This is a genomic window from Paraburkholderia rhynchosiae (assembly GCF_002879865.1).
GTDB lineage: Bacteria > Pseudomonadota > Gammaproteobacteria > Burkholderiales > Burkholderiaceae > Paraburkholderia > Paraburkholderia rhynchosiae.
The window spans coordinates 18,436-43,052 of sequence record NZ_PNXY01000016.1 but is presented as its reverse complement, the minus strand read 5'-3'; the positions used below and the strand labels follow the sequence as shown (position 1 = coordinate 43,052).

Here is a 24,617-nt window from a genome sequence, read left to right as displayed (position 1 = left end):
TGTGGCCCTCGGCGTAGACCCAGCGCCTCGGCACCCCGATCATCTCGTAGCTCATGCCACGAGGAGTTTATTTCGCGGCTCAATACCCGGCCCGTGCGTACCCCTGTCAACGCTTCGCCTGCACCCTCACGGGTACAAACGCATGACTCGGGGCCGCCGTGGCTGGCTAGGCCTTCAACGTATGACTCTTTCATTCACAACACTTTGCCGGTTTGACCGGCGCACGGATCTTCAACTACATCCTGCAGGCACTGTACATGGGTTGCCAATGGAAGATGCTGCCGATCGACAGGAATGCAGAAGGTCACCCTGAAATTCACTATACGCGCATCTACCGCACGTTTCGTCGCTGGCAGGCCGATGGTTGCATCGATGCCATCTTTTCGGGCTCGGTGCAGCAACTTCATCAGGACCAGTTGCTTGACCTTTCGGTCATCCACGGCGACGGCAGGCACCACGACGGCGGCGAAGAAAGGCGGCGACAATCTCGCGATCATTTCTGAATGGGTGCATTGATGAAGAAGATATTTCTTGTGGCTATTTCCCTTCCGATCGCTTGCTTTTCGAGCGTCGCGTCCGCTGAAGATTGGTCGACGATCAGGTTTAGAGTGGATCCAACTTCTCCGCCGTTCGAATCAAAAACGCCGAGTGGCACTCTGATCGGATTTGATATCGATCTTGGGACGGAGATATGTGCGCGTTTGCATGCGAAGTGCGTATGGGTGGAAAATGAATTTGATGGTCTGATTCCCGCGCTTGCGGCGGGAAAATTCGATGCTATTCTGTCTTCGATGTCAATGACGGAAAAGCGACGTCAGCAAATAGATTTTCCCTCGAGGCTGTATAAGACACCAAATCGCCTGGTTGTACGAAAAAGTTCAGGTCTGGAGCCGACCCCCACGTCATTAAAGGGTAAAAAAATCGGGGTTCAACAAGGCTCCATCCAGGAGACGTACGCAAAGAAATATTGGGAGCCAGCGGGTGCAATTGTCGTGTCCTATCAAACCCCGGATCAGGTCTACGCCGATTTGATTTCCGGGAGACTTGATGGAGCATTCCAGGACGCGGTGACGACGGAATATGGCCGAGGGCGTGTGGAAACTCCATTTCAACCGCTGAGGGCGACGTTGCCGGTCGGATCGATCAGGTTAGATGCGCCGAGCTTGCGCTAATCGAACATCGCGGCCGCAAGAAGCCCCTCGGGGCCTCAGCTGGTAGCCCGCTTCATCGCCTTCATCATTCCGGCGACCCCCAGTATATTGATGACGCGCTTGAGGTTGTAGGCTAGCACCTGAAGGCTCATTTCGGTGCTCACCCGTCCCAGCGTCCGGGTCAGGAAGTGGGTGGCCCCCATCCAATGCTTCAGCGTGCCGAAGACGTGTTCGACCGTGCTTCTTCGAATGGTCATTGCATCGGGCATGCGCTCGAGTCGACGCTGCACGGCTTCCAGTACATGTTCGTGTTCCCATCGTCGGATGCGGCGGTAGTCGCTGGGGGAACATCGCTCCTTGAGATGGCAACGCGGGCATGCGCTGGGCCAGTACACGCGCAGGTTCATGTCTTTCTCAACGGTCTTGAATCGAGGAATTGCGCGCTCACCGGCGGGGCATCGATATTCATCGTTCCTGGCAACGTAGATGAAGTCGCGCTTGGTAAAGAGCCCTTTCTTCCTTGACGCCGAGGTGAGTGGTTTCGGGACATACGTGGTGATCCCAGCCAGTTCACAGGCGCGGATGTCCGGACCGCTGTAGTAGCCTCGATCAGCTAGCACCTTCAGCCCCGGCTTGCCCATCGCCTTCTTCGCTGACACGGCCATCCTGCTGAGTTGCCCGTGATCGCCTCCGATATTCGTCACCTCATGTTCCACGATCAGATGGTGCTTCGTATCCACGGCGGTCTGCACGTTGTAGCCGACAGTTCCGGTTCTTTTGCCACCGCTGGTCATAGAGCGGGAATCCGGGTCGGTAAGCGACAGTTGTCCGTCAGGTTCTTTCTTCAGCTGCGCTTTGATTTGCTCGAGCTCACGCATCCGCTGGCGCAACAAAGCGATCTTCTCGTACAGGCGCACGGTCTTCACATCGAAACCTGTCGGACTGGTCCGGTCTGCGGTTTCAATCATGTCGAGGTATCGCTGGACGCTTTCCTCAATCTGTTGCTGACGCTTGTCGATCTTGCCCGCCGTGTAGTTCCTGTCGCGGCTGTTCACCGCCTTGAATTTGCTGCCGTCGATGGCGACCATGTCGCTCGATAGCAGCTTCAGTCCTCGACACAGCTCGACGAAGCGACGGCATACGTTGCGAATGGCCGGCCCGTTGTCGCGGCGAAAGTCGGCGATCGTTTTGAAGTCTGGCGCCAGACGTCCTGTCAGCCACATCAACTCGACGTTGCGTTGGCATTCGCGCTCAAGACGCCGACTTGAGGGTACCCGGTTCAGATACCCGTAGATATAGATCTTGAGCATCACGCCAGGGTGGTAGGACGGGCGCCCGGTGATTGCGGGCGTGGTGCCGTTAAAGCCGAGAGTCGTGAGGTCCAGTTCATCCACGAACACGTCGACGATTCTGATCGGGTTGTCCTGGCCGATGTAGTCATCGACGCATTCGGGAAGTAGTGCGACCTGCTTGCGGTCATCGCCTTCAACGAATCGCTTCATGAGTCACCCGGCCTCAATGAGTTGATTCAGTTTAGGCGATGAGTGCGTTTTCACACACCCTTAGGTGAGTAGCCCGTGGGAATCGCACCCACAGGCCCTCCCAGAACCGGACGTGAATCTCTCGATTCATCCGGCTCCTATTGCCCACCGTTTTGCGCCAGAATCCAGTGAGCAAACAGACCCGGCTGCTGATGTCTTATCTTGACCACCAGCTCCCGTGCCCGACTCACTTTATCCTTCAGGCGCTTGTATTTCCTGCGCACCCACCGCACCAGGTACTGATCCAACGAATCGAACACCGCGTACAACGCCGAACGATAGAAGCGGCCATAATATTTCAGCCACCCTTTGAGCACAGGGTTGATCTCCTGCGCCAGGTCCGTCAAGTCCACGGTGTGTCGGCAATGCAGTCGCCATCGACGCACTGTCTGGCGAATGGCTTTGGCCGCTGTTTGGCTGATCGCAGGCAGGAAGCTCACGAACACCGTACCGGCGCGCGATCTTGCGAATCGCGGTCGGAAACAGAAGCCCAGGAAGTCAAACTGATGAACGCTAAAACGCTCCCGCCGATTGTCATCGCGACAGTAGACGACTTTCGTCTTCTGTGGATGCAAAGCAAGTGAGCACTGCGCCATCCGCTGTTCCAGGGCTGCCTTGAGCGCCTGCGCCTCCGTCAGGGTGCGACAGTGGCAAACTACATCATCGGCATAACGTTCGAACGGCACGCCCGGGTAGTTGCGGCGCATCCATTCGTCGAACACATAGTGCAGAAACAGATTGGCCAGCAACGGACTGATGACTCCGCCTTGCGGTGTGCCAGCGTCCCGCTGCTGCGTCGTGCCGTCTGCCAGACTGACCGGAGCCCGAAGCCACCGCTCAATGTACAGAAGCGTCACCCTGCACTTCGTGTGATGCCGTATCGCCTTCATCAGCAAGGCGTGATCGATGGAATCGAAGAAGCCCTTGATGTCGAGATCAAGCACCCAGGCATATCGCCAGCAACGCACGCGCGCCATGGCCACTGCCTGATGTGCCGACCGACCCGGCCGGTAGCCGTAAGAGTCGGGATGGAAGCGCGGTTCCAGTTGTGGCTCAAGACGCTGTTTGACCACCATCTGAGCCACCCGGGCGGCGACCGTCGGTATCCCCAACGGTCGCACACCGCCACCTGCCTTCGGGATCTCCACACGTCTAACAGGCGGAGGTTGGTAACTTCCCGAGGCCAGTCGATTCCAGAGTTTATAAAGGTTGTCAGCCAACCTCGAATCGAACTCCTCAATCGTCTGCCGATCAACTCCAGCAGCGCCCCGGTTGGCCTTGACCTTCTTGTAGGCCTCCCACACTTCGCGCTTGGAAATATCAAACGGTTTGGCATGCCGAGACAGATCCTCCCGTTGCCGGTTGTCTGCCTCGTCTTGCCGGGCAACGTCGCCCCTTCGGTCCAGCCCCGTTACAGGGCCTTCCTCCCTACTACGGACGACTCCGCCCCCGTGCCGCGCATCGGTACTCAGGCTCTTGCAGGGGCTGCCTGCTTGAGCTTCTCCCTTCGCATCGCGACGACAGGTTCCTACGTTCCTCATTGAAGCCTGCGCTGGCGTCACGCCACCTTCATGCCGGACGCCAGACAGCCCGTCAACAGGCTCCGTCTGTCCTTGTCCCGGGGCATCCATACCCCCCGGTTTTGGCGTCGTCATGGGGTTTCGACACGTCATCAGTGGTTCACTCGCGTTCGTCTCACCAGCACTCATCTGACAGAATTTCTCTCCGCCTTTTCCTCAACGCTCACCACGCGGACTCTTTACCCGCGCAGCTTGAGGTGATTTGAAGCCAGCTCCTGCAAGCCGACTTCGAGGGGCCCGCCCTCATCTTCAATAAAGCATTGCTCACGCAACCGCTGCGCTTGCATTCGTAGCACACTATGGACACCGCCCGGTTTGCCAAGTTGATCGTGATGTGACGTTTTAACGAGGTATCGGCAGCAGACTTATATTCGGCTTTGCGCAAGCCGAAGCCGCGAGCCCTGATGGAATGCGCCAGGAACGTCCTCATCTCGGCCACGTACTTTTCAGTACAAGGGTGTGTTCAGGTTCACGTTCCTGCGGTCCGACCTGTTTCGCCATCACATGTTAATCAACCTCAGCAACCTATCGAGACTACGATCTTACCTTTTCCGCTTCCCTGCTAAACAGATTTCACACTAACGTGATGCTTCTCGTACATGCTGCCGTGAGCGAGAATTGCCCATGCGGTGCGTGCGATCTTGTTGGCCAGGGCCACGGCGACTACATTGGCAGGTCGTCGCTCCTGAATTCCTTTCTGCCATGCTGCCGGAACCTTGGTATGACACATCACCGAGCGGGCTCCATGGATCAACAACGTACGCAAATAGGGATCCCCTCGCTTCGAGATCGAGCCCAGCCGGATCTTGCCACCGGTGCCGCTTTGCCGTGGAACCAGTCCGAGAAACGACGCAAACTCGCGGCCAGATTTGAACGTCTTTGCATCCCCGATCGTTGCCACCAGCGCTGTTGCCGTGAGTCTGCCGATGCCAGGCACTTCAGCGATTGCACGGCACGCCGCTTCGTGCTTGTGCCAAGAGCCTATCCGTTTCTCAAGCTGATCAATATCCTGCTCAATCCCGTCGATGCGCCTCAACTGGTCTTGCAGGCTGGAGATCATCATTCCCGACACGGCGTCTTCAAGTTCAGCCATGCGTGCGCGGATCTCGTTGAGTCCGGCGACCCGACCGGCTCGGAACGACATACCGAACTCGTAGAGCAAACCTCGCAATTGGTTGACCCGCATCGTCCGGAACTTGATGAGCAGCGAGCGCATCCGGTGAAGACCGAGTATGGCCTGCTGGTCTTCCGTCTTCGTTGCTACGGTCCGCATTCCCGGTTGCTGCACCGCCGTCCAGATCGCGCGCGCATCCGCCGCATCGGTCTTGTTCGTCTGGACAAATGGCCGGATAAACTTCGCGTGCAACAGCACCACCTCGTGTCCCAGTGCCTGGATCTTGCGGGCCCACCAGTGCGCGCTGCCGCATGCTTCAAGTGCCACCCGGCCAGCCGGCCGCTGCGCGAGAAACGTGATCAACTCGTCGCGTCGAAAGCGCCGATTGGCAATCTCGCCGGTCGGTGCATCGACCCAGTACATCTGGAAGATCTGCTTTGCAACATCCAGTCCGTATGTCGTAGCATTCATTTGGGCCCTCCGTTCCTCAAGTGGACGTGTCGAAACGCCGCTCTGGCACACTGATGCCGATCGGTTCTGGAGGGCCTCCGTACACCTGCTGGGCCCTGCGTCCCCGAAGCAACTGTGTTGAACGTCAAGCGCTTTCGCGCTTCGACTGATGAAGCGAAGCATTCCAGGACGCTCCTGTTTTGACCATTGCGTTGAGGATGCTTAGGAGCTTGCGCATGCATGCGACGATGGCGACCTTCTTTGGCTTGCCCGCTACGACGAGACGGTCATAGAACACCTTTATGACAGGGTTAAAGCGAGTCGCGGACAGCGCCGCCATGTAGAGCACTTGCCGCACGCTGCTACGGCCGCCGAAGATTGTGCGCTTTCCTCGCATCTGTCCGGAGTCGCGGTTGACCGGTGCGACGCCAATCAACGCGCCGATCTCGCGACGCGACAGTTTGCCAAGTTCAGGAACCTCGCAGATCAGGGTCGAAATCGTTGTCTTGCCAACTCCCTTTACGCTATCGAGCAGCGCCGACAGATCGGCGAAATTCGTCTGAACGTGCCCGGTCATGTCACTGCCGATACGATCGAGTTCTTTGGCCAGCGCTTCGACGATGGTGTCGATGCTTTTTCGGGTTGCCGCAGGCGATTGGGCCAGCCGGTTGCGTTCGGCGACGAGCATGGCGATCAGTTGACGACGGCGTGTGACCAGAGCCGCGAGGGCTTGCTGCTCTGCGCTCGGCAGAGGTTTGACGTACTTGTCGCGTTCCGGACTACGTTCAATGACTTCGCCGAGCTGCGCGAGAATGCGTGCATCGATGCGATCGGTCTTCGCCAGTTGTCCCATCGCTCGTGCAAAATCTCGCGCCTGTCGGGGATTGATGACGGCCACCGCGTAACCTGCAGCCTGCAATACAGCGGCGGCAGCCGTTTCAAGACCACCCGTGGCTTCCATTACAACCAGTGCAACCTTATGTGTCGCCAACTGCCCCAGTAACGTATCGAAGCCTTCGGCGTCGTTCGTCAGCGTCAGGGGTGGTGCATTCAGGCCTACCGCTATGTCCAGCGTGGTTTTCGCCACATCAATGCCAATCGTGACCGGTGTGGAAGTCGAATCTGGCAGGCTCGTCATTTCCCATCCTTGCTTATGCGAATTAGGTTCAGGCAACTGTTCGGGCTTCCGATGAGCGGCTCGGCTCGTGCGCCATGTGCTTCGGGACGGGCTTGTAAACCCCAGGGAGGAGATCAGGCTGCACGAGCTTTGCCAAACCGACATCAACAACAAAAATTAACGACAGGCTGTGGATTTGTGGACGATGCGCCTGCGGCGCACCGGCGAGCTTACCGTGGACAACGCTACACGTTGCCCACCGCGCTCACCTTCGCCCACAAGCTCCACAGCCTCCTATCATGATTATTAAAGACCATGAACTTCAAGATACAAGGGAGGGCGGTGTCCATTCCATCTCGGCCTTCTGAAGACGCAGAATGGAAAGAATTTCGAATTTTCTGGCGGAGACATTTATTCGAGTAACGGGGCCGGAATCGGTTTGAGAAAGAGTGACGTTGATCTGGAAAATAGAATAAATAAAGCTATTGAGGGAATGCTGGCTGATGGGACTTGTTCTAGAATCGCAAAGAAGTATTTCGAATTTAATCCATACGGTAGCTGATGATATTCGTGTGCGTTGTGGCAATGCAATGACGTGTGTTGCCTCCGCGGATCGGATCGTTGTGTGCCTTCCGCAGGACCATCCTTGCCCAGCGGAGACGCGATGACGACACCGTTCAGTGATTCCTTCCGAAGCATGCCGCTGCGGCTTCAGCCGGCGCCAGGCCGGCGTGGAAGTAGCCCTGGAGACGTTTGATGTTCGTCGCGTCAGGGTGATACGGCGGGCGCACGAAATTCGCTGCAACGGCTTCGTCGTACCAGGCGCACGTCCATACTTCCAGCTCGCGGGCGTACTCGGGCGTTAGCGGCTTCGATTTCTCTGACCTTGCCCCTGTTTGACGAATCCCTTAACCAAGCGAATTATGCGGCTTCACCTTGCTGAGCCGCGAACCAGTTCTTCTCGAATGTCATGGGGCTGACGTAGTCGAGTGTCGAGTGTAACCGGCGTGCATTGTAAAAGCCCAGCCAATCAATTACCTCATCCATTGCGGCTCGCCGCGTGGCGAAGTGCCTGCCGTGCATACGTGCTACCTTCAGCGAACCCCACAGACTTTCGGTCGGCGCATTGACGCTCCTATGTCAAGCGGCACGCGTCGAATCGGCCAGGTCAGCCAGGATGAGCGGATACAACTCCCTGACGATATAGCGCTTCAGGCAACGATGGATCTCCTTGGTGGACATCCTTGGACGACACCAGCATACGTTCTGTGTCGGTGACGAGAGAAAAAATATCGGATCCAACGCTGAGCACAATTGCCCCTCCTGATCAGGTGATGCTGTGCGTCCGAAAAACGATTTGGATGGATGATGCGCCGATCATGCACGACACGACCTATCTTTCTCCGGATATCGGTAACGAAGTTGTGGATGAGTTTGGAGAGCGCTTCGTCGTAGATGCCCTGGTCAGGCACTCGATTCATGTGACCAAAACCCATCTAGTCATTGACGCTGCTCCCGCCTCCGCCGAAGTGGAAGAAATATTCGGCATCCCGAATGGTTATCCCATGCTACGGCGGCTATATCGAATGGTCACGAGCGACCCAGGGATTACTGTTTATGGTGTTCTCCAGGCGCCGTTTGACAGGCTCGCGTGTACTGTGGATTTCCCTTGAAACGCAAGCCTCCATATCGTTGCATCGCCGCTCGTGGACTGGGTTGAATGGCATCGAAATCTCGGCGAGAGTTCGGTCCTTGTCCGTGCTTGAATTCGATGCGCGGTTCGTCACGGTTCACTGGAACTACCACCTACAGGTGCTGAACCTGATGTGGAATGACCCGAGCGTCGATTCTGATCGCTTCTAATCGGCGTGTTAGGGAGCAAAGCCGTACGCTTCGATATCCTCATACGGATGTTATCGACCACCGATATCATCACTGCACTCGGCATCCCGAAGACGGCGGCTCCCCTCCCGTGCACCTGCTCGAGAAACTCGGCTTTCTTGATCACAGCATCGAACGCGGGCGCTATCAGGTTGGTCCGATTGCTGGAACTCCCGACCAACGTAGTCGCTCGTTACTTCGTCTTCGCACAGCCACGTCCACGCACTTTTCAGGGAACCTGCAAGGCGCATTTCGGAAACCGTGAGTGTTGACGTTATGCACCGATGAGGGGTGGCTTACGTCGGTAGTGCAATCGGCGATTCACATCTGACGCTCAATTTGCGCCTTTGCACGGCAAGTCGAGCGGCCGAGTGCTCATCGCCAACGTAGATCAGAAGCAACTCAACGCTTATATGTTGAGCGGGTCGTCGGAAACCAATTGCTCCTTACACAATCGTCAACCCAGATCGTTTAGGACAGGAAATCGATATGGCTCGCACGCAGGGCGATGCGACCAACGACCTGGAGTTCGCTAACGGTTTCGTTGGCGCAGCGGGCATTTCTGCACCGAGGGCGAAAGTCGCGCGAAGACATCCCCCTGCTCGTACCGACGTTACAAGCCGCAGCCTTGCGAATCACGAAGGTCCTGGGCGTGACCAAGAGTGACGATGTCCGTGAGGAGGCCGAAAGCGCCGATGGACGAAGGCGCAGTTGACGTCAAAATTGGCGGCAAACTCGTAACTAATACTGACATTGTTCGGCGCCGCGCGATATCGGTTAGCTCCTGATCGCCAGATTGACGACGCCTTGGCGGTACATTGTGCGTCACTGTTTGAAAGACCGTTCCGGCACTGAAACGGTCGACAAGCCAGCCCCCGCCGAGCCCCACAACGCTGCTGTTGGTCCGGTTGCCGCAGCGACGCCACTGCCTGGATCAGACGACCGCAGACGGCGCCACGACCATCATGTTCGCGTCTGCTGGCTCCGTGAAAAAAATGCCGGCGACGAGCCGCGTGATAACCGCGACCGGAAGAGTCGACTGCAAGCATCGCCGCGGCGAGTCGCAACGCCCCGTCAACTGGTGCATGCGTGCCTTGGCACCGGCTGAACCAGGCTCCGTCGCGCCGCTGCCATGACCAGTCCACTCATTGTCGCGAGCGGCTCGGGCTCCTGCTCCCAGTGATGCCAGTAAAGATCGATCATCAGGTCGTGCCCGGGGGCGAGCGCAACCAGTCTGCCGCCACTGATCAGTGGGCCGGCCTGCATTGCGGGGAACCGCAGTCCAGTGTCGTTCCGGCGCGACAGGCAGCAATATTTTTTGAGCCATCGACTGATGAGTACATCAATAAGTACACTGAAGGGTCGATATGGTAAAAATACCATTAAAGATCAAACGATTGCGCCGGAAATTATGGTCCTCTCCTGGGCACCAATAGATGTTCCGGCGAAAGCCGAAGTAGTCCGAGAAACCCCGTAAGATCAACGTCTTACGGGGTTTTTTGTTGCCTGCAGTTTCCGTTACGTTCCGCTGACGTCGATCATTTTTACGTATACTGTTGCGTATACCAGATTCGGGGGCTTTTCCATGCCCAGACGCGTCGATTCGAAGTCGGAATTGGTCTTCCGCGCCGCCAAGCCGCGCGCAACCTTACTTGCTCGCTGACGGAAATGGTCTTGCACTGAGGGTCCGGCCAAACGGTACCCGAACATGGCTGTTGCGATATCGACGACCGGGCACTGGCAAAGAAAACTTCCTCAGCCTCGGCCCTACCCTGAGGTCTCGCTCGTGGATGCACGTAAAGCAGCCACCATCGCGCGCAACCTCGTCCGCGAAGGCACCGATCCCGTCGAGCACCGGAGAGCCGAAACAGCGGCGCGCAAGCGCGCAGCCGAAAGCGCGTTTCCGCTTGTGGCTCAGAAGTGGCTCGCATTCAAGCGCAAGGAGTGGGCCGATGAGACATACCGGAAAGCCGCGTTTGTGGTGCGCGAGTACCTGAGTCCGGCGCTTGGCAATAAGCCGATCTCAACGCTGGCTACGCCCGAGGTTAAACCCGTGCTGGAAACAATTGCGGCGCACGCGCCGAACCTCGCCACGAAAGCGCGCCAGTACGTCGGCGGCATCGTGACCTACGCAATACAACACGGTCCAAGAGAAGACGGTATTCCGCTGTCGCTGCGCGGTGTGATTCCGCGGCACAAGAAAGGCCACATCCCGGCAATCACGAAACCCGCCGAGATCGCGCCGCTTGTACAAGCCATCAACACCTATAAGTCGCCGATCACACGGGCTGCCCTGAAATTGACCATGCTTACCGGCCTGCGCCCCGGGGTGGTCGCTTCCGCATCTTGGGACGAAATGGATCTCGATGTGGCTGAATGGCAAGTCCCGGCCGGCCGGATGAAGATGCAACACGAGCACATCGTGCCACTGCCGAAGCAAGCGGTTGAGTTGCTCGAGGAGCTCGAGGCTCTGACTGGCCGCGGACACTACGTGTTCCCCTCACCGGCGCGCCAGAAGACGCCGCATTTGCACCGGGATGCCCTAAGCAAAGCATTGCGCGAATTGGGCTTCCAGGGAAAGCATGCAAACTCACGGATTCCGCGGCATGCTACGCACCGGGCGGAGGGAGCGGCTAGGCATCGACATTCTGGAGGCGCAACTCGCGCACGCAAAACGAGGGGACGTGCAAAAGGCGTATGACAGGACAACGTTCGACGATGACCGTCGCCGCGTTATGCAAGAGTGGGCTGATTACATTGACCGGCTCTGCAACACGAAGTCGTAATTGAGCCGAGCGACGGCGACTCCATCGCCGCCTGGAGCACCGCCCAATTCATTCAACGCCTTCCCCCACTCCTTGGCCACGCTCCCCACTCGATTGTCAATCAGCGGCCGCGCCCCTTGTCGGACGGCGGTTCCGCCAGTTCGCGCGACCATGATACCGCCAGATACCGAAAAATCCTGCCAGCACTAAGCGGCTCTCGGCCGATCGCATCGGAAATGAATGTCGCTTCGTCAAATTATCATGGAGATGGGCTACCCACGAAACGATTTACGGCAGTTGATACCGTCGTCGGTACCGTCAGGTGGTTTCCAACCTGGTCCGATCAAAGCCCATTATCCGGCGCGGGCGGACGACACTGAACCGGCGAACGCCAATCACCATCGGTTTCTTCTTCTCTTTTTTACTGCCAACCGAAGCACCGTATAGCTCGATTGTGAGACCGGCGGCGCAAATCATGAACTAGCGTCGTTCCGGCGTGACTCGCAGTCACGGCGATCCTTACCTGGATCGGCACACTTTGCGCGGATCAGCCGTTGCAGTGAGACTCGTCATCATCCATTGCAATCGCAGCTCTGCGGCATGCATAGCGCGGCGAAGCGCATCGCGGGACTCGCTTCGGCGGGCGGGAATACGCACCACCCGCCATTGTCATGGCGGAAGAAAAACATCGACAGCATGCCGGTCGGGCGCCGCGTCGCCACGAGTGCATAGCGCCGCCGGTTCGCCGGCGTGTGCCCGAAGCGCATGACGCGGACGGGGTTCGCCAGTTCCAGGCCAAGCCACTTGTCGACCAGCGAGTGCAGGGAATTATCGGCGGCGCGCATGACTGCTCTCCTTTGGCTGCAATGGATATACCGTGCCTTGACCCGGTGGCAGCGAACGCTCCTGATGGTGCGGGAGCGCTTGCACGGCAGAGATCCGAACTGCTAACCACGATCCAACAATAGCGACGCCGGATAAACACAATCTGAAATCTGCATTAAAAAATTTAAGGAATTCTTAGGGCGACGTCGGACGGCTCGTGCGCGTCGTCAACGGCATGCTCGACGAGATCAAGCGGCTGATGCGCGACGTCAAGGGCGTATGCGACGAGATCGCGCACGACTTGCGCGCGCCGCTCACTCGCCTGCTCGCGGGGTCGAGCGCCCCACGCGGGCACGGATCGAGGCGAACTATCGAGCAGGCATCGACGACGTGATCGTCGCGGCGGGCAGCATCCGCACACATGCAATGCGCTGCTGCGCATTTCCGCGATCGAGTCCCACGCGTGCCAACAGAGTTTCGCCCTCGTGGATCTCGCCACGGTCACGAACGACGTCGTCGAACACTGCGAACCTACCGCCGAAGACAAGCGCCTCACGCTCGACTACAAGCGGGCGGCGGACGGTCCGCTCGAACTGCATGGAGACCGTGACCTCCTGTTCGAAGCGCTGGCCAATCTCATCGACAGTGCGATCAAGTTCGCGCCGGAACGCGGCCATGTATCGATCCAGTCGTTTCGCAACGCGACGGCGGTATCGGCATCACGATCGCCGACGACGGCCCCGGAATCCCGCCCGACGAGCGCCAGGCGGTGCTGCGACGGTTCTATCGCGCGCAGACGAGCAGGCATACGGCCGGCAGCGGCCTTGGCCTCAGCCTCGCCGCCGGCGTCGCCGTCGCCGTCGCCGTCGCCGTCGCCGTCGCCGTCGCCGTCGCCGTCGCCGTCGCGACGATGCACGGGATGGCACTACGCTTCAACGACCTCGCGGCCGGCTGCAGCATCACGCTGTATGCGCCGCGCGGGCGAAACGCAGCCCCACACCGGCCGCCCCCGCGCGAACAAACCCTTCTGCTCAGTGCAGCGTACGCAGCGCTTCGTCCACGAACGCATTGGTGTAGGTCCGGTCGACCTTCACCGACCCGTAAGCCGGATTCGCCGCGGCGAGCACCTGCCACTCCTTCCTCGCGCCGTCGTCCGGCATGCGTCCGTCGTTCGCGAACATCGGGATCTCCTCCTTCAACACCTTCAGATAAGCCGCGCGGTCCTTGCCGCTGATCTCCGGCGGAATGACAGCGAGGAGCTGCTCGGGGGAATGGGAATTGATGTACTGCAGCGTGCGCACGAACGCGCCGGCCAGGTGCCGCGCAATCTCCGGATGCGCCCGAACGCGTGCGCCCGACATGTAGACCGTGCTCGACGGAAACAGCGTGCCCAGATTCCGGCGCGTGCCGTCGACCGACGTCAGGTCCGCAAACACCGTGGCCACGCCTTTCGACTCGTAAACGTCCCCGTCTGGCGTCGGCGCTACGACGAAATCGGCGGTTCCGTCACGCAGCGCGTCAATGTTCTTCTCCTTGCCGTCCGTCCCGAGCCGCGTGTAATCGCCGATGGCGTGACCACCCGCCAGCACGAGCGCGTTCGCGACCGTGCTCTTCGACGACCCGGCGCCGCCCGCAATGAAACGCGCGCCCTTGAGGTCTGTCACGCTCTGGTATTTCTCCCTCGCCTGGTTCGCGACGAGCACCTTCGCGCCCGGCGTCACGCCGAGCGTGACGACTGCCTCCGTATCGATGCCATGCGCCTGGTTGACCACGCTGTGATGGTAGTAGGCGACCACCGCGTCGACCCGCCCATCCTTCAGCATGTCGACGGTCGACACGTCGTCCCGGATGTTCATCACGGTTACGGTCGTCCTGGCGTCGTTCAGATAGCCGAGACGCTCCGCCAGCACCACCGGGAAATTGCGGATGGCCTTAACCTCGTCGACGAGCAGGACGATTCGTTGCGGCGCCGTATCGGCAGCGGGCGTGGGCGGTTCGGCGGCGGTGGCCTGCCCGCCGACCAGCCAAGCGGCAACGAGCGTAAGTGCGATTTTTCTCATCGGATATTCCTTGCGAGCAGACAGCTCATTGATTTACGGCGATGGGATCGGCGATCACCACCTGTTCTTCGGTGCGCACGTTCTTCTTACTGTCGCTGATCGCTTTCCATTCAGGGTTGTGCATCAGGCGCTCGCGGACTTTGTCCACCACCGCCTCGCGCGCGCTGAGGGCCGCCTCGTCCCTGTACTGCAGGAGTACCATCGCGGTCCACTGACGGCCGGCCGGAAACTGGCTCGTATAAAGCGAATAGCTCGACAGCACGCCCTCGTCCATCCATCCCTTGAACTGCGGAATCACATAGGCGTCCGCGTACTTCTCGTAGTCGCCGGCTGAGACCAGTGTCTTGTACGGGATGACCACGTAGACCGGATTCACCGCCTTCGCGTCGAGCGCCTCCGCGCGTTTGGTGTCAACCGGCGTCGTATGGATTGAAGTCGTCACCGCGAGCGCCTTCCCGGACAGCGCTGCGGGCTGCGCCTGCTCGAGCGTACGCCAGCGGTACAGGTCGTCGGGCGTCGCGAACGTCAGCAAGGCCATCGCGTCCCAGTTGTCTGAATCGGCGTAGCGATTGAACAGCAGGCTGTATTGCCTGATTCGCCCGTCGTGCTTCCAGCGCGCGAGCTCGCGCGCGGTCGACTGCGCCAGTTCGTGGCGCAACGCGGGCCGGTTCGCGGGCGCGGTCTGGTAGGTGATGATCAGCGACAGCGCGTCGTTATCCGACGGCCCGGTCGCACGAGCCGCGCTCGGGGGCAGCATGCCCGCCAGTACGACGGCGACGAAGAAGGCACGGCCGATGGCCCGAATGTAGAGAAGATTCATGATGGTTCTGTCAAGGTTGGGCATGGAAAGGGCTCTGCGTTTTTTCAGAAATCGATCTTGGCCACCATCCGCACGCTGCGGTCCATTCCAGTGCCAAGCGTGCCGGTCTGCACCGAGTTCCAATAACGCTTGTTGAACAGGTTATCGACGGCCACCCTGATGTCGACGTGTTTGCCCGCGATCCGGGTCGCGTAGCTGGCGCCGAGCGAGTAGATGGTGTAACCGGGGAGGTAACCCTGGTTCTGCGGGTTCACCGGGCGCTTCGTGATGAACGATGCACGCACCGTGAGCGACAGGCCGGGGAGCCAGAGGGAACGGTGCGTCAGTGCGATGTTGCCGATCCATTTCGGCGTGTTCTCCGGAGTACGGCCCCTGATCGACATGTCGAACATCGGTTTCTGGACGGCGTGCAGGTACTGGACAGCTTCGGATACCGACCACTGGCGCGAGATGTCCTGCGTAAGCACCGCCTCTGCGCCCCGGTATTCGATCGTGCCGTCGTTCGCGAAAATCTGCGTCGTCGAATTGGTCACCGCGTTCGCGCGCGTGATGTCAAACACGGACGCACTGAACTGCAGCCACTTGAAGTAGTTATCGCGAACGCCGAACTCGTACTGCGTCGACACCGCCGGGGCAAGGACCTGATAGGCGTTCTTCGCGTTTGCGGGGGCGACGCCGCCATCCTCGATGCCTTTCATGTAGCTGGCGAACAGCGTGGTGGTCGGCAGCAAATCGTAGAGGATGCCGAATGCCGGAGACCCGACCCAGGTCGCTGACGACACCACACCGTCGTTCGATGAGGACCGGCTCTCGCGGAAGCCGAGCAGCAACTTCCATTTCGACCCGACGCCGATCATGTCGTAGGTATAGAGGCCGGTATCCGCGTTGACCTGCTTTGGCAGCGACGTGTCAGGACGGGTAGGCACCGGAGTAGGCAACGGGATGGGATCGAAGATGTTGACTCGCACCGGCAAAACGATTGTGTTTTGTGCGGGTGTCTCGGCTATGCGCTCGCTGCGCGACACGCCGAACGTGATGTCGTGCGACAGCGGACCCGTGGCGAATTGGCCCAGCAGCTCCGCCCGCTTGTACTTGTTGAAGTAGATCTGCGTCACCTCGCTGACGGTCGGGATTCCGCCCGCTCCGGTGAACACGTTGTATCCGCCGATCCGGGTTGTCGAGCGCGAACGATTCGAGTCCGACTGACCGATTTCGACGAGCGCCTTCCAGCCGGGCGCGATGTCGTAGTCGACCCGCCCTTGCACGTTCGTCGTCTTCGCCGAGAAAACGGCCCACGGGCCCGATAGCAGATTCCGCGGATCGGGCACGCGCGGCAACGTGATGCGCCCTTTGACTGCAGTCGGCAAGCTGATGCTGCCTTGTTCGACGACTTCCTTCCGATAGCTCTCCACATCGAACTGGAAATGCAGGCGGTTGGTGACCCGCCAGTCGGCGCCTACGCTGCCGAACCAGCCGCGCCCCTGCGCTCCCCGCACACCGTTTTCGAGGTGCGTATCGGATGCGTTCACCCGCAGGCCGAACTGCTGTTCGCTGCCGAACCGATGGCTGACATCGGCCGCGGCACCGAACTGCCCGAACGAGTTGCCGAGCAGCGCCACCGACGCGACGTCCTTGTCCATCGGCGCGCGCTTCGTCACCATATTGAGAATGCCGGCGGGGCTTGCAACACCGAACATCAGCGCGTTCGCGCCCTTCAGCGTCTCCACGCGCTGCTTGTCCTCCGCGGGCACCGACATCACGTTTGCGGTCGGCAGACCGCCGTTGAGCCGGTAGTTCGCGAACAGGTTGACCTTGATGCCGCGAATGCTCGCCGCGTCGGCAGGACTACCCGACGAGTTGGTCGGCGCGACGCCGGCCTGGTTCTTGACCGCGTCGGTCACCCCTTCCTGCGCGTTCTGCAGCGTGCCGGCACCTGTCACCTCCTTGGTCATCGGCAGCGATTCCTTGTTGCCTAGCGCCTCCTCGTCGAGCCGCGCCGTGATCACCGACGTCGCCGGCACGAGCCGCCTTGGTTCGTACAACGCTGCCACACCGGGGATCCGCCCTCGCAATTCATCGCGGATAGCCTCGGCTTTCTTCACGAGCGCCGCCTGATCGTCGTTAACACGGTACGGCATTACCACGCCGAGCGCTCCGATAGTCGCGCCACCGGCGTCCAGCAGCGGCAGTTCAACTTCCAGGCGATCGCCCTCGCGGCCGACTTCAAGATGCGGGTTGCCGGTCTCGATCACACGCCGGTCATCCGCATCGGCAGGCTTGCCGATGCGGCCGATGTTCGACGCGATGATCGGATAGTCGCCGTCGCCGTCCGGGCGCGCCACGTGCATCGCCAGCACCATCACGTCACGGCGCTTGCGGATCACCTCGTCGACAAGCGTCTGCGCGTACGGATTCGCCGGGATGCCGGTATCCGTGGCCACCGGATCGAAGAGTTCATTCCCGTAGCGGATCTGCCGGCTCAACTCGTCTCGGATGAGTGCGCCCGCGCGGATCAACGCCTCGTTGCCGAGCCCGGACCCCGGCGGATACGGAAAGGTCACTTCGACTTCGCCGATCACCTTGCGCATGACGTCGAGCAGCGGCAGATGCACTTCGACGTTCTGATCGGCTCGCTTGTTAACTTCCACGAACGGCGTGCCGGTCTTGATCACGTCGAGATCGTCGGGGTCCGACTTCCTGCCGATCCGGTTCGCGGACCTGGCCGCGACGATGACGCTTTGCGTGCCGCCGGGGGGGCGCATATGGATATCGAGTTCGACGAGTTCCGGATGCAGCGCGATTGTGCGGTCCACCAGTTGCTGCACATAATCCTTTGCCGGTCCCAGCCGCGGCGCGAGTGCATTCTCGCGCGGGGCGCCGTCGGCCTGCGCGTAGAGCGCCGGCGAAAACAACGCCATGACGGCCATTGCCACCATAGTTCTTGTGATCACAACGGTCTCCTCCAGATTGTTTGCATTATCCGTCCTGATCCAACCGCTGGATCAGATGTCCAGCACCAGCAGACCGCCTTTCGCCCGCGAACAGCACGGTGTGAAATGTCCGTGCCGTTCACGTTGCACGGCGGTCAGCACGCAGTCGAGGTGTTCGACTTCACCGGCAATCACCCGCGTCACGCATGAGCCGCAGACACCCTGCTCGCACGACGTCGGAATCCTGATGCCGTGTTCGGCCAGCGACACGGCGACGGACTTGTGTTCGGGAATCCGATATACCTTGCCGGTGCTGGCGAGCTGCACGTCGAACGCATGCGGCGCCTTTGGCTTCGGTGCACTCGACGCGAAGCGCTCCCAGTGCAATTGCCGCTCCGTCCAGCCGCGTTTGCGCGCGGCGCACAGCACCGCATCGATGAACCCGGCGGGTCCGCAGACATACAGATGCGTGCCCGGCGACTGACTGGCCAGCAGGCGCTCGACGTCGAAGCGCTGCCCGGAGCGTTCATCGGTGAAGTGGAATTGCACCCGGCTGGCGAACGGTGCTCGCATGAGCTGTTGCACGAACGCCGCGCGCGACCGCGAGCGTCCGAAGTAGTGCAGCTCGAAGTCCGCGTGGCAACGCGCGAGCCGTTCCGCCATGCCGAGGATCGGTGTGATGCCGATCCCTCCCGCAAGCAGCAGCGAACGCGGCGCCATCTCGTCCAACGCGAATTGATTGACCGGCATGCCTATCTCCAGCAGATCGCCGGCGTGAACCCGCTCATGCAGGGCCGCTGAGCCGCCGCGCGAATCCGCCACGCGCAGCACGGCAATCAGGTAGCGCCGCCGCTCGCGTGGATCGCCGCACAGCGAGTATTGGCGGACCAGACCGTCGCCAAGGCGCACGTCGATATGCGCGCCGCACGCGAACCGCGGCAGTCTGCGTCCCGCCGGGTCCCTCAATTCGAACGAACACACACCGTCGGCCTCGATGGTCTTCTTCGCGACGCGCAGGACGAGGCGCACATCGCGCGCGACCGGGCGCTGCCTGCGTTGCAGCATGTTCCGGATGCCCGTGTAGGCGAGTATCGGAACGCACAGCGCGCCGAACAGCAGCAGCAGTTGCCCGAACACACCGCCAATCGCGCCGGTGTGCCACGACAACGCCCAGAAATACAGCTTGTGCCCGACGCTGCTCCCGGAGTACGGAGTGAACCGCAACACCTGGCCCGTGTATGCGTCGATGAACAACATCGTGCGTGCGTTCGGATGCGGCGCCCCGCGATCGATCAGGTACATCTCTACAGGGTCACGCGATTTTTCGGGGATGTGCAGCAGCGCATCCTGCGGGTCGGGCGACAGCGCCTGTGCGGTGCGCCAGGAGCTTTCGAGCGTTTGCCGCCTTGCGCCGTTCGAGGGCGCGGCCGATCTCGGCGGACTGGCGGGCCGCGGTGAACCGGTGATCGCATAGATGCCGTGCGCATACCAGTCGAACGCCCACGGCAGCCCGGTCAGCACCGTCAGCAGCAGGATTGCGCTGGCATAGACACCGATCGTCCGATGCAGCCGATAGGTCAATGCCTGTCCACGCGCGCTGGAGCCGGTCGTGAACCCGACTCGCCAGCCGTGACGTGAGCGTGGCCACCACAGTGCGATACCGCCGCCGATCATCAGGATGCCGAATAGTAGCGCGCTTGTGCCGGTAATCAGGTTGCCGTGCTTCATGAAGCGGAACTGATGAATCTGCTCGAGCGTGCCAAGCAGGCCACCGTAGCGCGAGCGCTCGCCCAACACCTCTCCGGTGCATGGATTCAGGTAGACGAACACCTGATCGGTGAAGCGCACCATCGCGGACGGCATGCGCGGCGCTTGGTGCTTGCCGGCCACCAGCCGAATGTAGTCCAGCGTCGCCGACGGCCGGGATGCGGCAGCATTCGCGGTCAATGTGTCGAGCGGTACGCGCGCCGCGCAGGCCGGCACTGTCAGCAGATCGCGATTGAGCACCGGCTCGAGGCCAGGGCGGAATACGATGGATGCACCCGTGATCGCCATCAGGAGAATCACGACCCCGACGGTCAGGCCGCACCAGCGATGGATCTGCAAGACGATCGGACGGAATGCGGGTTTCATGGGTTGCCCAGGCGACGACTGTTGATGTCCATCATCTTTGTCGGCGAACCTGAATGAAGTCTGAATTCAGCGCAAAGTCGGGGTAAGTCCCGACTCGTTGCGCGTGACTTATCGCCCCACGACCCGCATGCGCGCTTCCAAGCTGAAATAGACGTGAACGCTTCCTGAATTTGCGTTCAGAAAAATCGGGAAAACCCCCGCAGGGCCATGCTTCGCTTGTCACGGACATCCGCTTGCGCTAGCCTGAAATTCCCTCGCGCTCGCGCTTTTATCATGAAGATCCTTATCCTCGAAGACCAGCGCAAGCTCGGCCTGTACCTCAAGCAGGCGCTAAGCGAACGCGCGTACACGGTGACCTGGGTGGAAAGTTGCGCCGAGGCGCGCGAAGCGCTATGTGAGTCGAGCTATGACGTCATCGTGCTCGATCTCGGCTTGCCCGACGGTGATGGTCTGCAGCTGCTTCGCGAATGGCGCGCGGCCGGGTTCAATGAGCCGGTGTTGATCCTCAGCGCGCGCGACGCCGTGGAGGATCGCGTCAAGGGCCTCGACGTCGGCGCCGACGACTACCTGCCTAAGCCGTTCAGCCTGGAAGAACTGCTCGCGCGCATGCGCTCGCTGCTTCGCCGCCAATCGTCCGTCAAGGAAACCGTGCTTCAGCATGAGGGCATCAAGCTTGACCTGCTGAGCCACACCGTTCATCTGAACGGCAAGCCGATCGATCTGACCAGCCGTGAGTTCGCGTTACTGGAAGTCTTCCTGCAGAATCCCGGCCGCATCCTGACCCGGACTCTGATCGCGGAGAAGATCTGGGAATCCCATTACGACGTCGACACCAACCTGCTCGACGTTTACATGAGCCGGCTGCGCGGCAAGTTCGAGGCGCCGCTCGGCAAGCCGCTGTTCAAGACGGTGCGCGGCGTCGGTTACCAGCTGCTATGAAATCCATCGGCGCGCGGCTCGCCATCTGCTACGTGCTCGCTTCGACTGTCACGTTCGCGTCGCTGTTTCTTGCCGGACGATACTTCGTCGAACATCACGCGATCCACGCGCTGGATCTGCTCAACCAATCTGAGTTCGAACAGATTCGCGCCAGCCAGACCGCGCTCGGGACGAAGCCATCGGAGGCGGAGTTGCGCAAGCGTGTTCAGGCGATGATGTCCGACAAGCTCGAACTCTTCTTCACCGAGATTTACGGGCCCGCCGGGACGGTAGTGTTTCGCTCGCCGGGTCTTCACGGTCGCGATATGGTGCCGTCGCCTCGCCACCAGGCGTTCAATGTGGATGTCGGTGGGCTGGGCGAACTGCGCGCGGGCAAGTTCGCGCTCGGACCGTACACGGTCGTGGTGGCGACGACGAAAGAACACGTACGTGTGGTGATGACCGCGTACGAACATACTTTCTACGGATTGCTGATCGTCATGATCGCGATCAGCAGCGTGATCGGCTACGGCTTCAGCCGAATGGCGCTGCGGCCCCTGCGGCTGATCCAGGACACGGCGGACCACATCCGCTCGGACAATCTGAGCGAGCGCATTCCGTTGTCAGGCGCGCGCGACGAGATTTCGGACCTGGCGCGCCTGCTCAACCAGATGTTCGACCGTCTCGAAGCGTCGTTCGACCAGATCCGGCGGTTTACAGCTGAGGCCTCCCACGAACTCAAGACGCCCCTGACGCTCGTGCGCCTTCAAGCCGAGAAACTGGTCGTCGACGGTCAGTTGACGCCAGCGCAGGAACAGGCGGTGCAAATTCAGATCAAGGAACTCGCGCACCTCAACCGCATCATCGAGGACCTGCTGTTCCTGTCGCGCGCCGACGCACGCGCGATTTCGCTCGATCTGAGGCCGCAGGATCCGGAACCGTTACTGCAGAACTTTGCGCAGGACGCCCACGTACTCGCCGAACACCGCCAGCAGCGCTTCTTTCTGACCCATCACGGCAGCGGAAAGGCCGCAATCGAGTCGAAATGGATCCGCCAGGTGCTCCTGAACCTGCTCAGCAACGCACTGGCGGCCTCGCCGCCGGGAAGCCGGGTCACCTTGCGTTCCACGCTGGTGAACCAATGCTGGCAAGTCCGCGTGGAGGACGAGGGGCCCGGCGTAGCCGCCGAACAGCGCGAACGCATCTTCGAACGCTTCGTGCGCATTCATCGTCCGGGCGACGAAGACAAGGGCAGCGGCCTGGGCCTCGCCATCTGCCGCAGTATCGTCGAGCTGCACCTCGGCCACATCTTCGCGGAAGCCGGGCCGGACGGCCGCGGGTTGTCGATGGTCTTCGAGATCCCCGCCGTCACGCCGTCCCACACCGCCGGCAATATCCCCTTCAACGCGCCGCTTCATTCCACCGACGCCGCCTGAACATACAGCGGGCGCGCGTCACAGGTCGAGCTGATAACCGACGTAATAGGAGAAGCGATTCGTGTCGCTCACGTGAGTGAGGCCGCGGCCGACGGAGAACAGGATGCGGTCGTGTTCCGTCAGCCCGTAGGCGCCGCCGAGGTTGAAGCCAATCGCGGACGGATCGTCCTTGGTCGCCGCCCCGGTGTAGAAGACCTCGCCGCCAAGCTGAAGTCGTTCGCCGAACTTGCGCAGGACGGCCCAACCGCCGGTCCAGTAACCCTTCTGTCCCGCATGGCGGTTGACGACGTATCCACCACCGCCGAACGTCGTCCAGTCACCGATCGTCTTCTGCGCCCACAGCGGCAACAGCACATGGGCGTGCCCGTCGCCGAGGCCCCGGTGATCGTTGCCGGAAGGTAGCGTGACCCTGGGTGCGAACGCGACCTGCGGACGCCAGCCCGCCTCGTCCTCGGTGATGAAGCGGTACTTCGCGCCCAGTTCGGTATCACCGAATCCGTAATGAGTGCGATCCCCGGTTTCGTGCATGAACGCCACGCCGGCCGTCGCGTTGATCTGCAGGTTCTCCACCAATCCGTAGTTGATCTCGAGGCCCGGCAGCGTGCCGCTGTGACTGCCGGCGCGCACGGTGCCCGACGCGGCGGCATCGATTTCAAAATGCCCCCGTTCGACGGGTTCCGGATCGTCGGTCACGAACGGCGGGCCGGCAAGCGCGCCATGGCAAACCAGGCATGCGCCGACGGCGAGCGCGGCCTTGACGAATCGCGCATGATGCGGTGCGCGGGGCGCGGCCGACTCCGGATGACGGGTGGACGACATGAGGCCGATTCTCCTGATCGAAGGGTGGCCGGCGCTGCGTGCGAGCGCCCGGCATGAGGCACGAGCGGGATGGGTCCGATGAAGGACGTTTGGGGCGGGCAGATTCAACGGCGACGCGTGGCCGCGCGAACTGCGGATGCCGCGCCGGGCCCTCAGACAGGCGGACCGGCGCGGCGCGCGGGGATCAGTGACCAGCGTCGGAGAACTGCGGCGGGCGCCATTTCAGGAGCTTGTTCTCGAGCTGCGTGAGCACGAACTCCGCACCCAGCGCGACGACGGCGAGAACGATCATCGCGGCGAACACGCCGGCCGCGTTGAACGCGCCCTGCGCGGTCGAGATCAGCAGCCCGATCCCTTGCTTCGAGCCGAGAAATTCACCGACCACGGCGCCCACCAGCGCGAAGCCGAAGCTCACGTGCAGGCTCGCGAGAATCCAGCTCATCGCGGCTGGCAGGACGACCGTGTAGGTCACCTGCTGCTTTGTCGCGCCGAGGATATGGGCATTGGCGATGAGATTCCGGTCCGCTTCCCGCACGCCCTGGAATGCGTTCGAGAACACGACAAAGAAGACCATGACGAAGGCCAGCGCGACCTTGGACGCCATGCCGAGCCCCAGCGCGATGATGAACACCGAGCCGAGCACCACGCGCGGAATCGAGTTCGCGACTTTGATGTAGATGCTGAAGACGTCCGCTAGCAACTTGTTGCGGCCCAGCGCGATCCCGGCAACCACGCCTGCCACGCTGCCGATCAGGAAACCGAGCGCGGTTTCCTCCAGCGTCACCAGCACCTGCACCCAGAGAGGGCCTTGCGACGTTCCCTCGGTGAGCCACTGCCAGATCTGGACGGCGATGAGCGAGGGCGTCGAGAAGAAGAATGGATCGATCCAGCCCACCCGCCCGGCGAGTTCCCATCCGCCCAGCGTGACGACGAGTACCGCCAGCCGCAACACATGCACCAGCGTCTGGCGCCGGCGCATGCTTGCCTGGGCGCGGACTTCTACTTGCCGCAACTCGATCTCATTCGATACGGCTCCTGCCATCGGGGTATTCATGTTTTTCCTTAGCGCGCCGCCAG

The 24,617-nt window shown here is 60.9% G+C and carries 19 protein-coding genes and 4 pseudogenes; 9 read left to right on the top strand and 14 right to left on the bottom strand.

All coding sequences use genetic code 11. The features are described 5' to 3' along the window. Window positions 1-275 precede the first annotated feature (275 nt). On the top strand, window positions 276-503 hold the full coding sequence (locus C0Z16_RS21870) for a hypothetical protein (protein ID WP_244201307.1): 228 nt from the start codon (window positions 276-278) through the stop codon (window positions 501-503). A gap of 12 nt (window positions 504-515) precedes the next feature. After that, a complete protein-coding gene (locus C0Z16_RS21865; RefSeq protein ID WP_102634265.1) occupies window positions 516-1,172 on the top strand; it encodes a transporter substrate-binding domain-containing protein in 657 nt (218 codons plus the stop codon). Window positions 1,173-1,207: 35 nt separating this feature from the next. Here C0Z16_RS21865 and C0Z16_RS21860 read toward each other — a convergent pair whose 3' ends face one another. The 5 genes and pseudogenes from C0Z16_RS21860 to C0Z16_RS21835 all read right to left on the bottom strand — a co-directional run. Beyond that, window positions 1,208-2,653 carry an IS1182 family transposase gene (locus tag C0Z16_RS21860; RefSeq protein WP_102634178.1) on the bottom strand — a complete coding sequence of 482 codons (1,446 nt, stop codon included), beginning with the start codon at window positions 2,651-2,653 and terminating at the stop codon, window positions 1,208-1,210. Between the two features lie 137 nt (window positions 2,654-2,790). Next, window positions 2,791-4,233, bottom strand: a complete 1,443-nt coding sequence (gene ltrA, locus C0Z16_RS21855) for a group II intron reverse transcriptase/maturase (protein ID WP_102634177.1) — start codon at window positions 4,231-4,233, stop codon at window positions 2,791-2,793. A gap of 601 nt (window positions 4,234-4,834) precedes the next feature. After that, window positions 4,835-5,857, bottom strand: coding sequence for an IS110 family RNA-guided transposase (locus C0Z16_RS21850; protein WP_102634176.1), 1,023 nt, complete (start codon window positions 5,855-5,857; stop codon window positions 4,835-4,837). Window positions 5,858-5,981: 124 nt separating this feature from the next. Beyond that, window positions 5,982-6,974 carry an IS110 family RNA-guided transposase gene (locus tag C0Z16_RS21845; RefSeq protein WP_102634175.1) on the bottom strand — a complete coding sequence of 331 codons (993 nt, stop codon included), beginning with the start codon at window positions 6,972-6,974 and terminating at the stop codon, window positions 5,982-5,984. Window positions 6,975-7,874: 900 nt separating this feature from the next. After that, window positions 7,875-8,081 (bottom strand): annotated as a pseudogene (locus tag C0Z16_RS21835) (IS3 family transposase); the annotation flags it as partial. A gap of 116 nt (window positions 8,082-8,197) precedes the next feature. Between C0Z16_RS21835 and C0Z16_RS21830 the strand changes: the two are divergent. Continuing rightward, the gene (locus C0Z16_RS21830; RefSeq protein WP_102634173.1) at window positions 8,198-8,626 is read left to right on the top strand and encodes a UTRA domain-containing protein; all 429 of its coding nucleotides are present in this window, start codon (window positions 8,198-8,200) and stop codon (window positions 8,624-8,626) included. Window positions 8,627-9,908: 1,282 nt separating this feature from the next. On the opposite strand, the pseudogene C0Z16_RS38895 reads toward C0Z16_RS21830, so the two are convergent. Then, window positions 9,909-10,106: pseudogene (locus C0Z16_RS38895) on the bottom strand (HTH-type transcriptional regulator ArgP); the annotation flags it as partial. Window positions 10,107-10,390: 284 nt separating this feature from the next. Here C0Z16_RS38895 and C0Z16_RS39585 point away from each other — a divergent pair. Together C0Z16_RS39585 and C0Z16_RS38885 are read left to right on the top strand one after the other, a co-directional pair. Further along, window positions 10,391-10,641, top strand: a pseudogene (locus tag C0Z16_RS39585) (Arm DNA-binding domain-containing protein); the annotation flags it as partial. Beyond that, window positions 10,621-11,535 (top strand): tyrosine-type recombinase/integrase, encoded by a 915-nt coding sequence (locus C0Z16_RS38885; RefSeq protein WP_407070693.1) that lies wholly within the window; start codon window positions 10,621-10,623, stop codon window positions 11,533-11,535. The pseudogene C0Z16_RS39585 and the gene C0Z16_RS38885, both read left to right, overlap by 21 nt. A 636-nt stretch (window positions 11,536-12,171) precedes the next feature. Here the strand turns inward: C0Z16_RS38885 and C0Z16_RS21815 are convergent. Continuing rightward, complete coding sequence (locus tag C0Z16_RS21815) at window positions 12,172-12,444, bottom strand: hypothetical protein (RefSeq protein ID WP_102634172.1); 273 nt, start codon at window positions 12,442-12,444, stop codon at window positions 12,172-12,174. 197 nt (window positions 12,445-12,641) lie between these two features. Between C0Z16_RS21815 and C0Z16_RS38880 the strand changes: the two genes are divergently transcribed. Continuing rightward, a complete protein-coding gene (locus C0Z16_RS38880) occupies window positions 12,642-12,818 on the top strand; it encodes a hypothetical protein (RefSeq protein ID WP_244201322.1) in 177 nt (58 codons plus the stop codon). Here C0Z16_RS38880 and C0Z16_RS38875 read toward each other — a convergent pair. Then, window positions 12,793-13,101: a hypothetical protein gene (locus C0Z16_RS38875; RefSeq protein ID WP_244201306.1), complete on the bottom strand. Its 309-nt coding sequence runs from the start codon at window positions 13,099-13,101 to the stop codon at window positions 12,793-12,795. The two genes, C0Z16_RS38880 and C0Z16_RS38875, sit on opposite strands and share 26 nt — an antisense overlap. A 2-nt stretch (window positions 13,102-13,103) precedes the next feature. On the opposite strand from C0Z16_RS38875, the pseudogene C0Z16_RS39580 reads away from it, so the two are divergent. Further along, a pseudogene (locus C0Z16_RS39580) lies at window positions 13,104-13,304 on the top strand (ATP-binding protein); the annotation flags it as partial. A 151-nt stretch (window positions 13,305-13,455) separates the two neighbouring features. On the opposite strand, the gene C0Z16_RS21805 reads toward C0Z16_RS39580, so the two are convergent. The 4 genes from C0Z16_RS21805 to C0Z16_RS39485 are packed head-to-tail and all read right to left on the bottom strand — an operon-like array spanning window position 13,456 to window position 20,367. Next, window positions 13,456-14,484: an ABC transporter substrate-binding protein gene (locus C0Z16_RS21805; RefSeq protein WP_102634171.1), complete on the bottom strand. Its 1,029-nt coding sequence runs from the start codon at window positions 14,482-14,484 to the stop codon at window positions 13,456-13,458. A 25-nt stretch (window positions 14,485-14,509) separates the two neighbouring features. Continuing rightward, window positions 14,510-15,304, bottom strand: coding sequence for a hypothetical protein (locus tag C0Z16_RS21800; RefSeq protein WP_102634170.1), 795 nt, complete (start codon window positions 15,302-15,304; stop codon window positions 14,510-14,512). A 44-nt stretch (window positions 15,305-15,348) separates the two neighbouring features. Then, complete coding sequence (locus C0Z16_RS21795; protein ID WP_244201305.1) at window positions 15,349-18,255, bottom strand: TonB-dependent siderophore receptor; 2,907 nt, start codon at window positions 18,253-18,255, stop codon at window positions 15,349-15,351. 51 nt (window positions 18,256-18,306) lie between these two features. Beyond that, window positions 18,307-20,367 carry a PepSY domain-containing protein gene (locus C0Z16_RS39485; protein WP_102634168.1) on the bottom strand — a complete coding sequence of 687 codons (2,061 nt, stop codon included), beginning with the start codon at window positions 20,365-20,367 and terminating at the stop codon, window positions 18,307-18,309. Between the two features lie 273 nt (window positions 20,368-20,640). Between C0Z16_RS39485 and C0Z16_RS21785 the strand changes: the two genes are divergently transcribed. Further along, on the top strand, window positions 20,641-21,306 hold the full coding sequence (locus C0Z16_RS21785) for a response regulator transcription factor (protein WP_102634167.1): 666 nt from the start codon (window positions 20,641-20,643) through the stop codon (window positions 21,304-21,306). A gap of 215 nt (window positions 21,307-21,521) precedes the next feature. Continuing rightward, window positions 21,522-22,721: an ATP-binding protein gene (locus tag C0Z16_RS21780; protein WP_208638639.1), complete on the top strand. Its 1,200-nt coding sequence runs from the start codon at window positions 21,522-21,524 to the stop codon at window positions 22,719-22,721. A gap of 18 nt (window positions 22,722-22,739) precedes the next feature. Here the strand turns inward: C0Z16_RS21780 and C0Z16_RS21775 are convergent, their stop codons facing one another. Both C0Z16_RS21775 and C0Z16_RS21770 read right to left on the bottom strand, forming a co-directional pair. After that, entirely contained in the window at window positions 22,740-23,540 is an 801-nt protein-coding gene (locus tag C0Z16_RS21775; protein WP_102634165.1) for a hypothetical protein, read from the bottom strand. 184 nt (window positions 23,541-23,724) lie between these two features. Continuing rightward, window positions 23,725-24,594: an ABC transporter permease gene (locus C0Z16_RS21770; protein ID WP_407070690.1), complete on the bottom strand. Its 870-nt coding sequence runs from the start codon at window positions 24,592-24,594 to the stop codon at window positions 23,725-23,727. Between the last annotated feature and the right edge of the window lie 23 nt (window positions 24,595-24,617).

Excerpts from the sequence above, each read along its gene's own strand:
- C0Z16_RS21865 (WP_102634265.1), top strand. The coding sequence starts at position 516 with ATGAAGAAGATATTTCTTGTGGCTATTTCCCTTCCGATCGCTTGCTTT.
- C0Z16_RS21775 (WP_102634165.1), bottom strand. The coding sequence starts at position 23,540 with ATGTCGTCCACCCGTCATCCGGAGTCGGCCGCGCCCCGCGCACCGCAT.
- C0Z16_RS21870 (WP_244201307.1), top strand. The coding sequence starts at position 276 with ATGCTGCCGATCGACAGGAATGCAGAAGGTCACCCTGAAATTCACTAT.
- C0Z16_RS21800 (WP_102634170.1), bottom strand. The coding sequence starts at position 15,304 with ATGAATCTTCTCTACATTCGGGCCATCGGCCGTGCCTTCTTCGTCGCC.
- C0Z16_RS39485 (WP_102634168.1), bottom strand. The coding sequence starts at position 20,367 with ATGAAACCCGCATTCCGTCCGATCGTCTTGCAGATCCATCGCTGGTGC.
- ltrA (WP_102634177.1), bottom strand. The coding sequence starts at position 4,233 with ATGAGGAACGTAGGAACCTGTCGTCGCGATGCGAAGGGAGAAGCTCAA.
- C0Z16_RS21845 (WP_102634175.1), bottom strand. The coding sequence starts at position 6,974 with ATGACGAGCCTGCCAGATTCGACTTCCACACCGGTCACGATTGGCATT.
- C0Z16_RS21860 (WP_102634178.1), bottom strand. The coding sequence starts at position 2,653 with ATGAAGCGATTCGTTGAAGGCGATGACCGCAAGCAGGTCGCACTACTT.
- C0Z16_RS21780 (WP_208638639.1), top strand. The coding sequence starts at position 21,522 with ATGTCCGACAAGCTCGAACTCTTCTTCACCGAGATTTACGGGCCCGCC.
- C0Z16_RS21770 (WP_407070690.1), bottom strand. The coding sequence starts at position 24,594 with ATGAATACCCCGATGGCAGGAGCCGTATCGAATGAGATCGAGTTGCGG.
- C0Z16_RS38875 (WP_244201306.1), bottom strand. The coding sequence starts at position 13,101 with ATGGCCGCGTTCCGGCGCGAACTTGATCGCACTGTCGATGAGATTGGC.
- C0Z16_RS21785 (WP_102634167.1), top strand. The coding sequence starts at position 20,641 with ATGAAGATCCTTATCCTCGAAGACCAGCGCAAGCTCGGCCTGTACCTC.
- C0Z16_RS21815 (WP_102634172.1), bottom strand. The coding sequence starts at position 12,444 with ATGCGCGCCGCCGATAATTCCCTGCACTCGCTGGTCGACAAGTGGCTT.
- C0Z16_RS21805 (WP_102634171.1), bottom strand. The coding sequence starts at position 14,484 with ATGAGAAAAATCGCACTTACGCTCGTTGCCGCTTGGCTGGTCGGCGGG.
- C0Z16_RS21850 (WP_102634176.1), bottom strand. The coding sequence starts at position 5,857 with ATGAATGCTACGACATACGGACTGGATGTTGCAAAGCAGATCTTCCAG.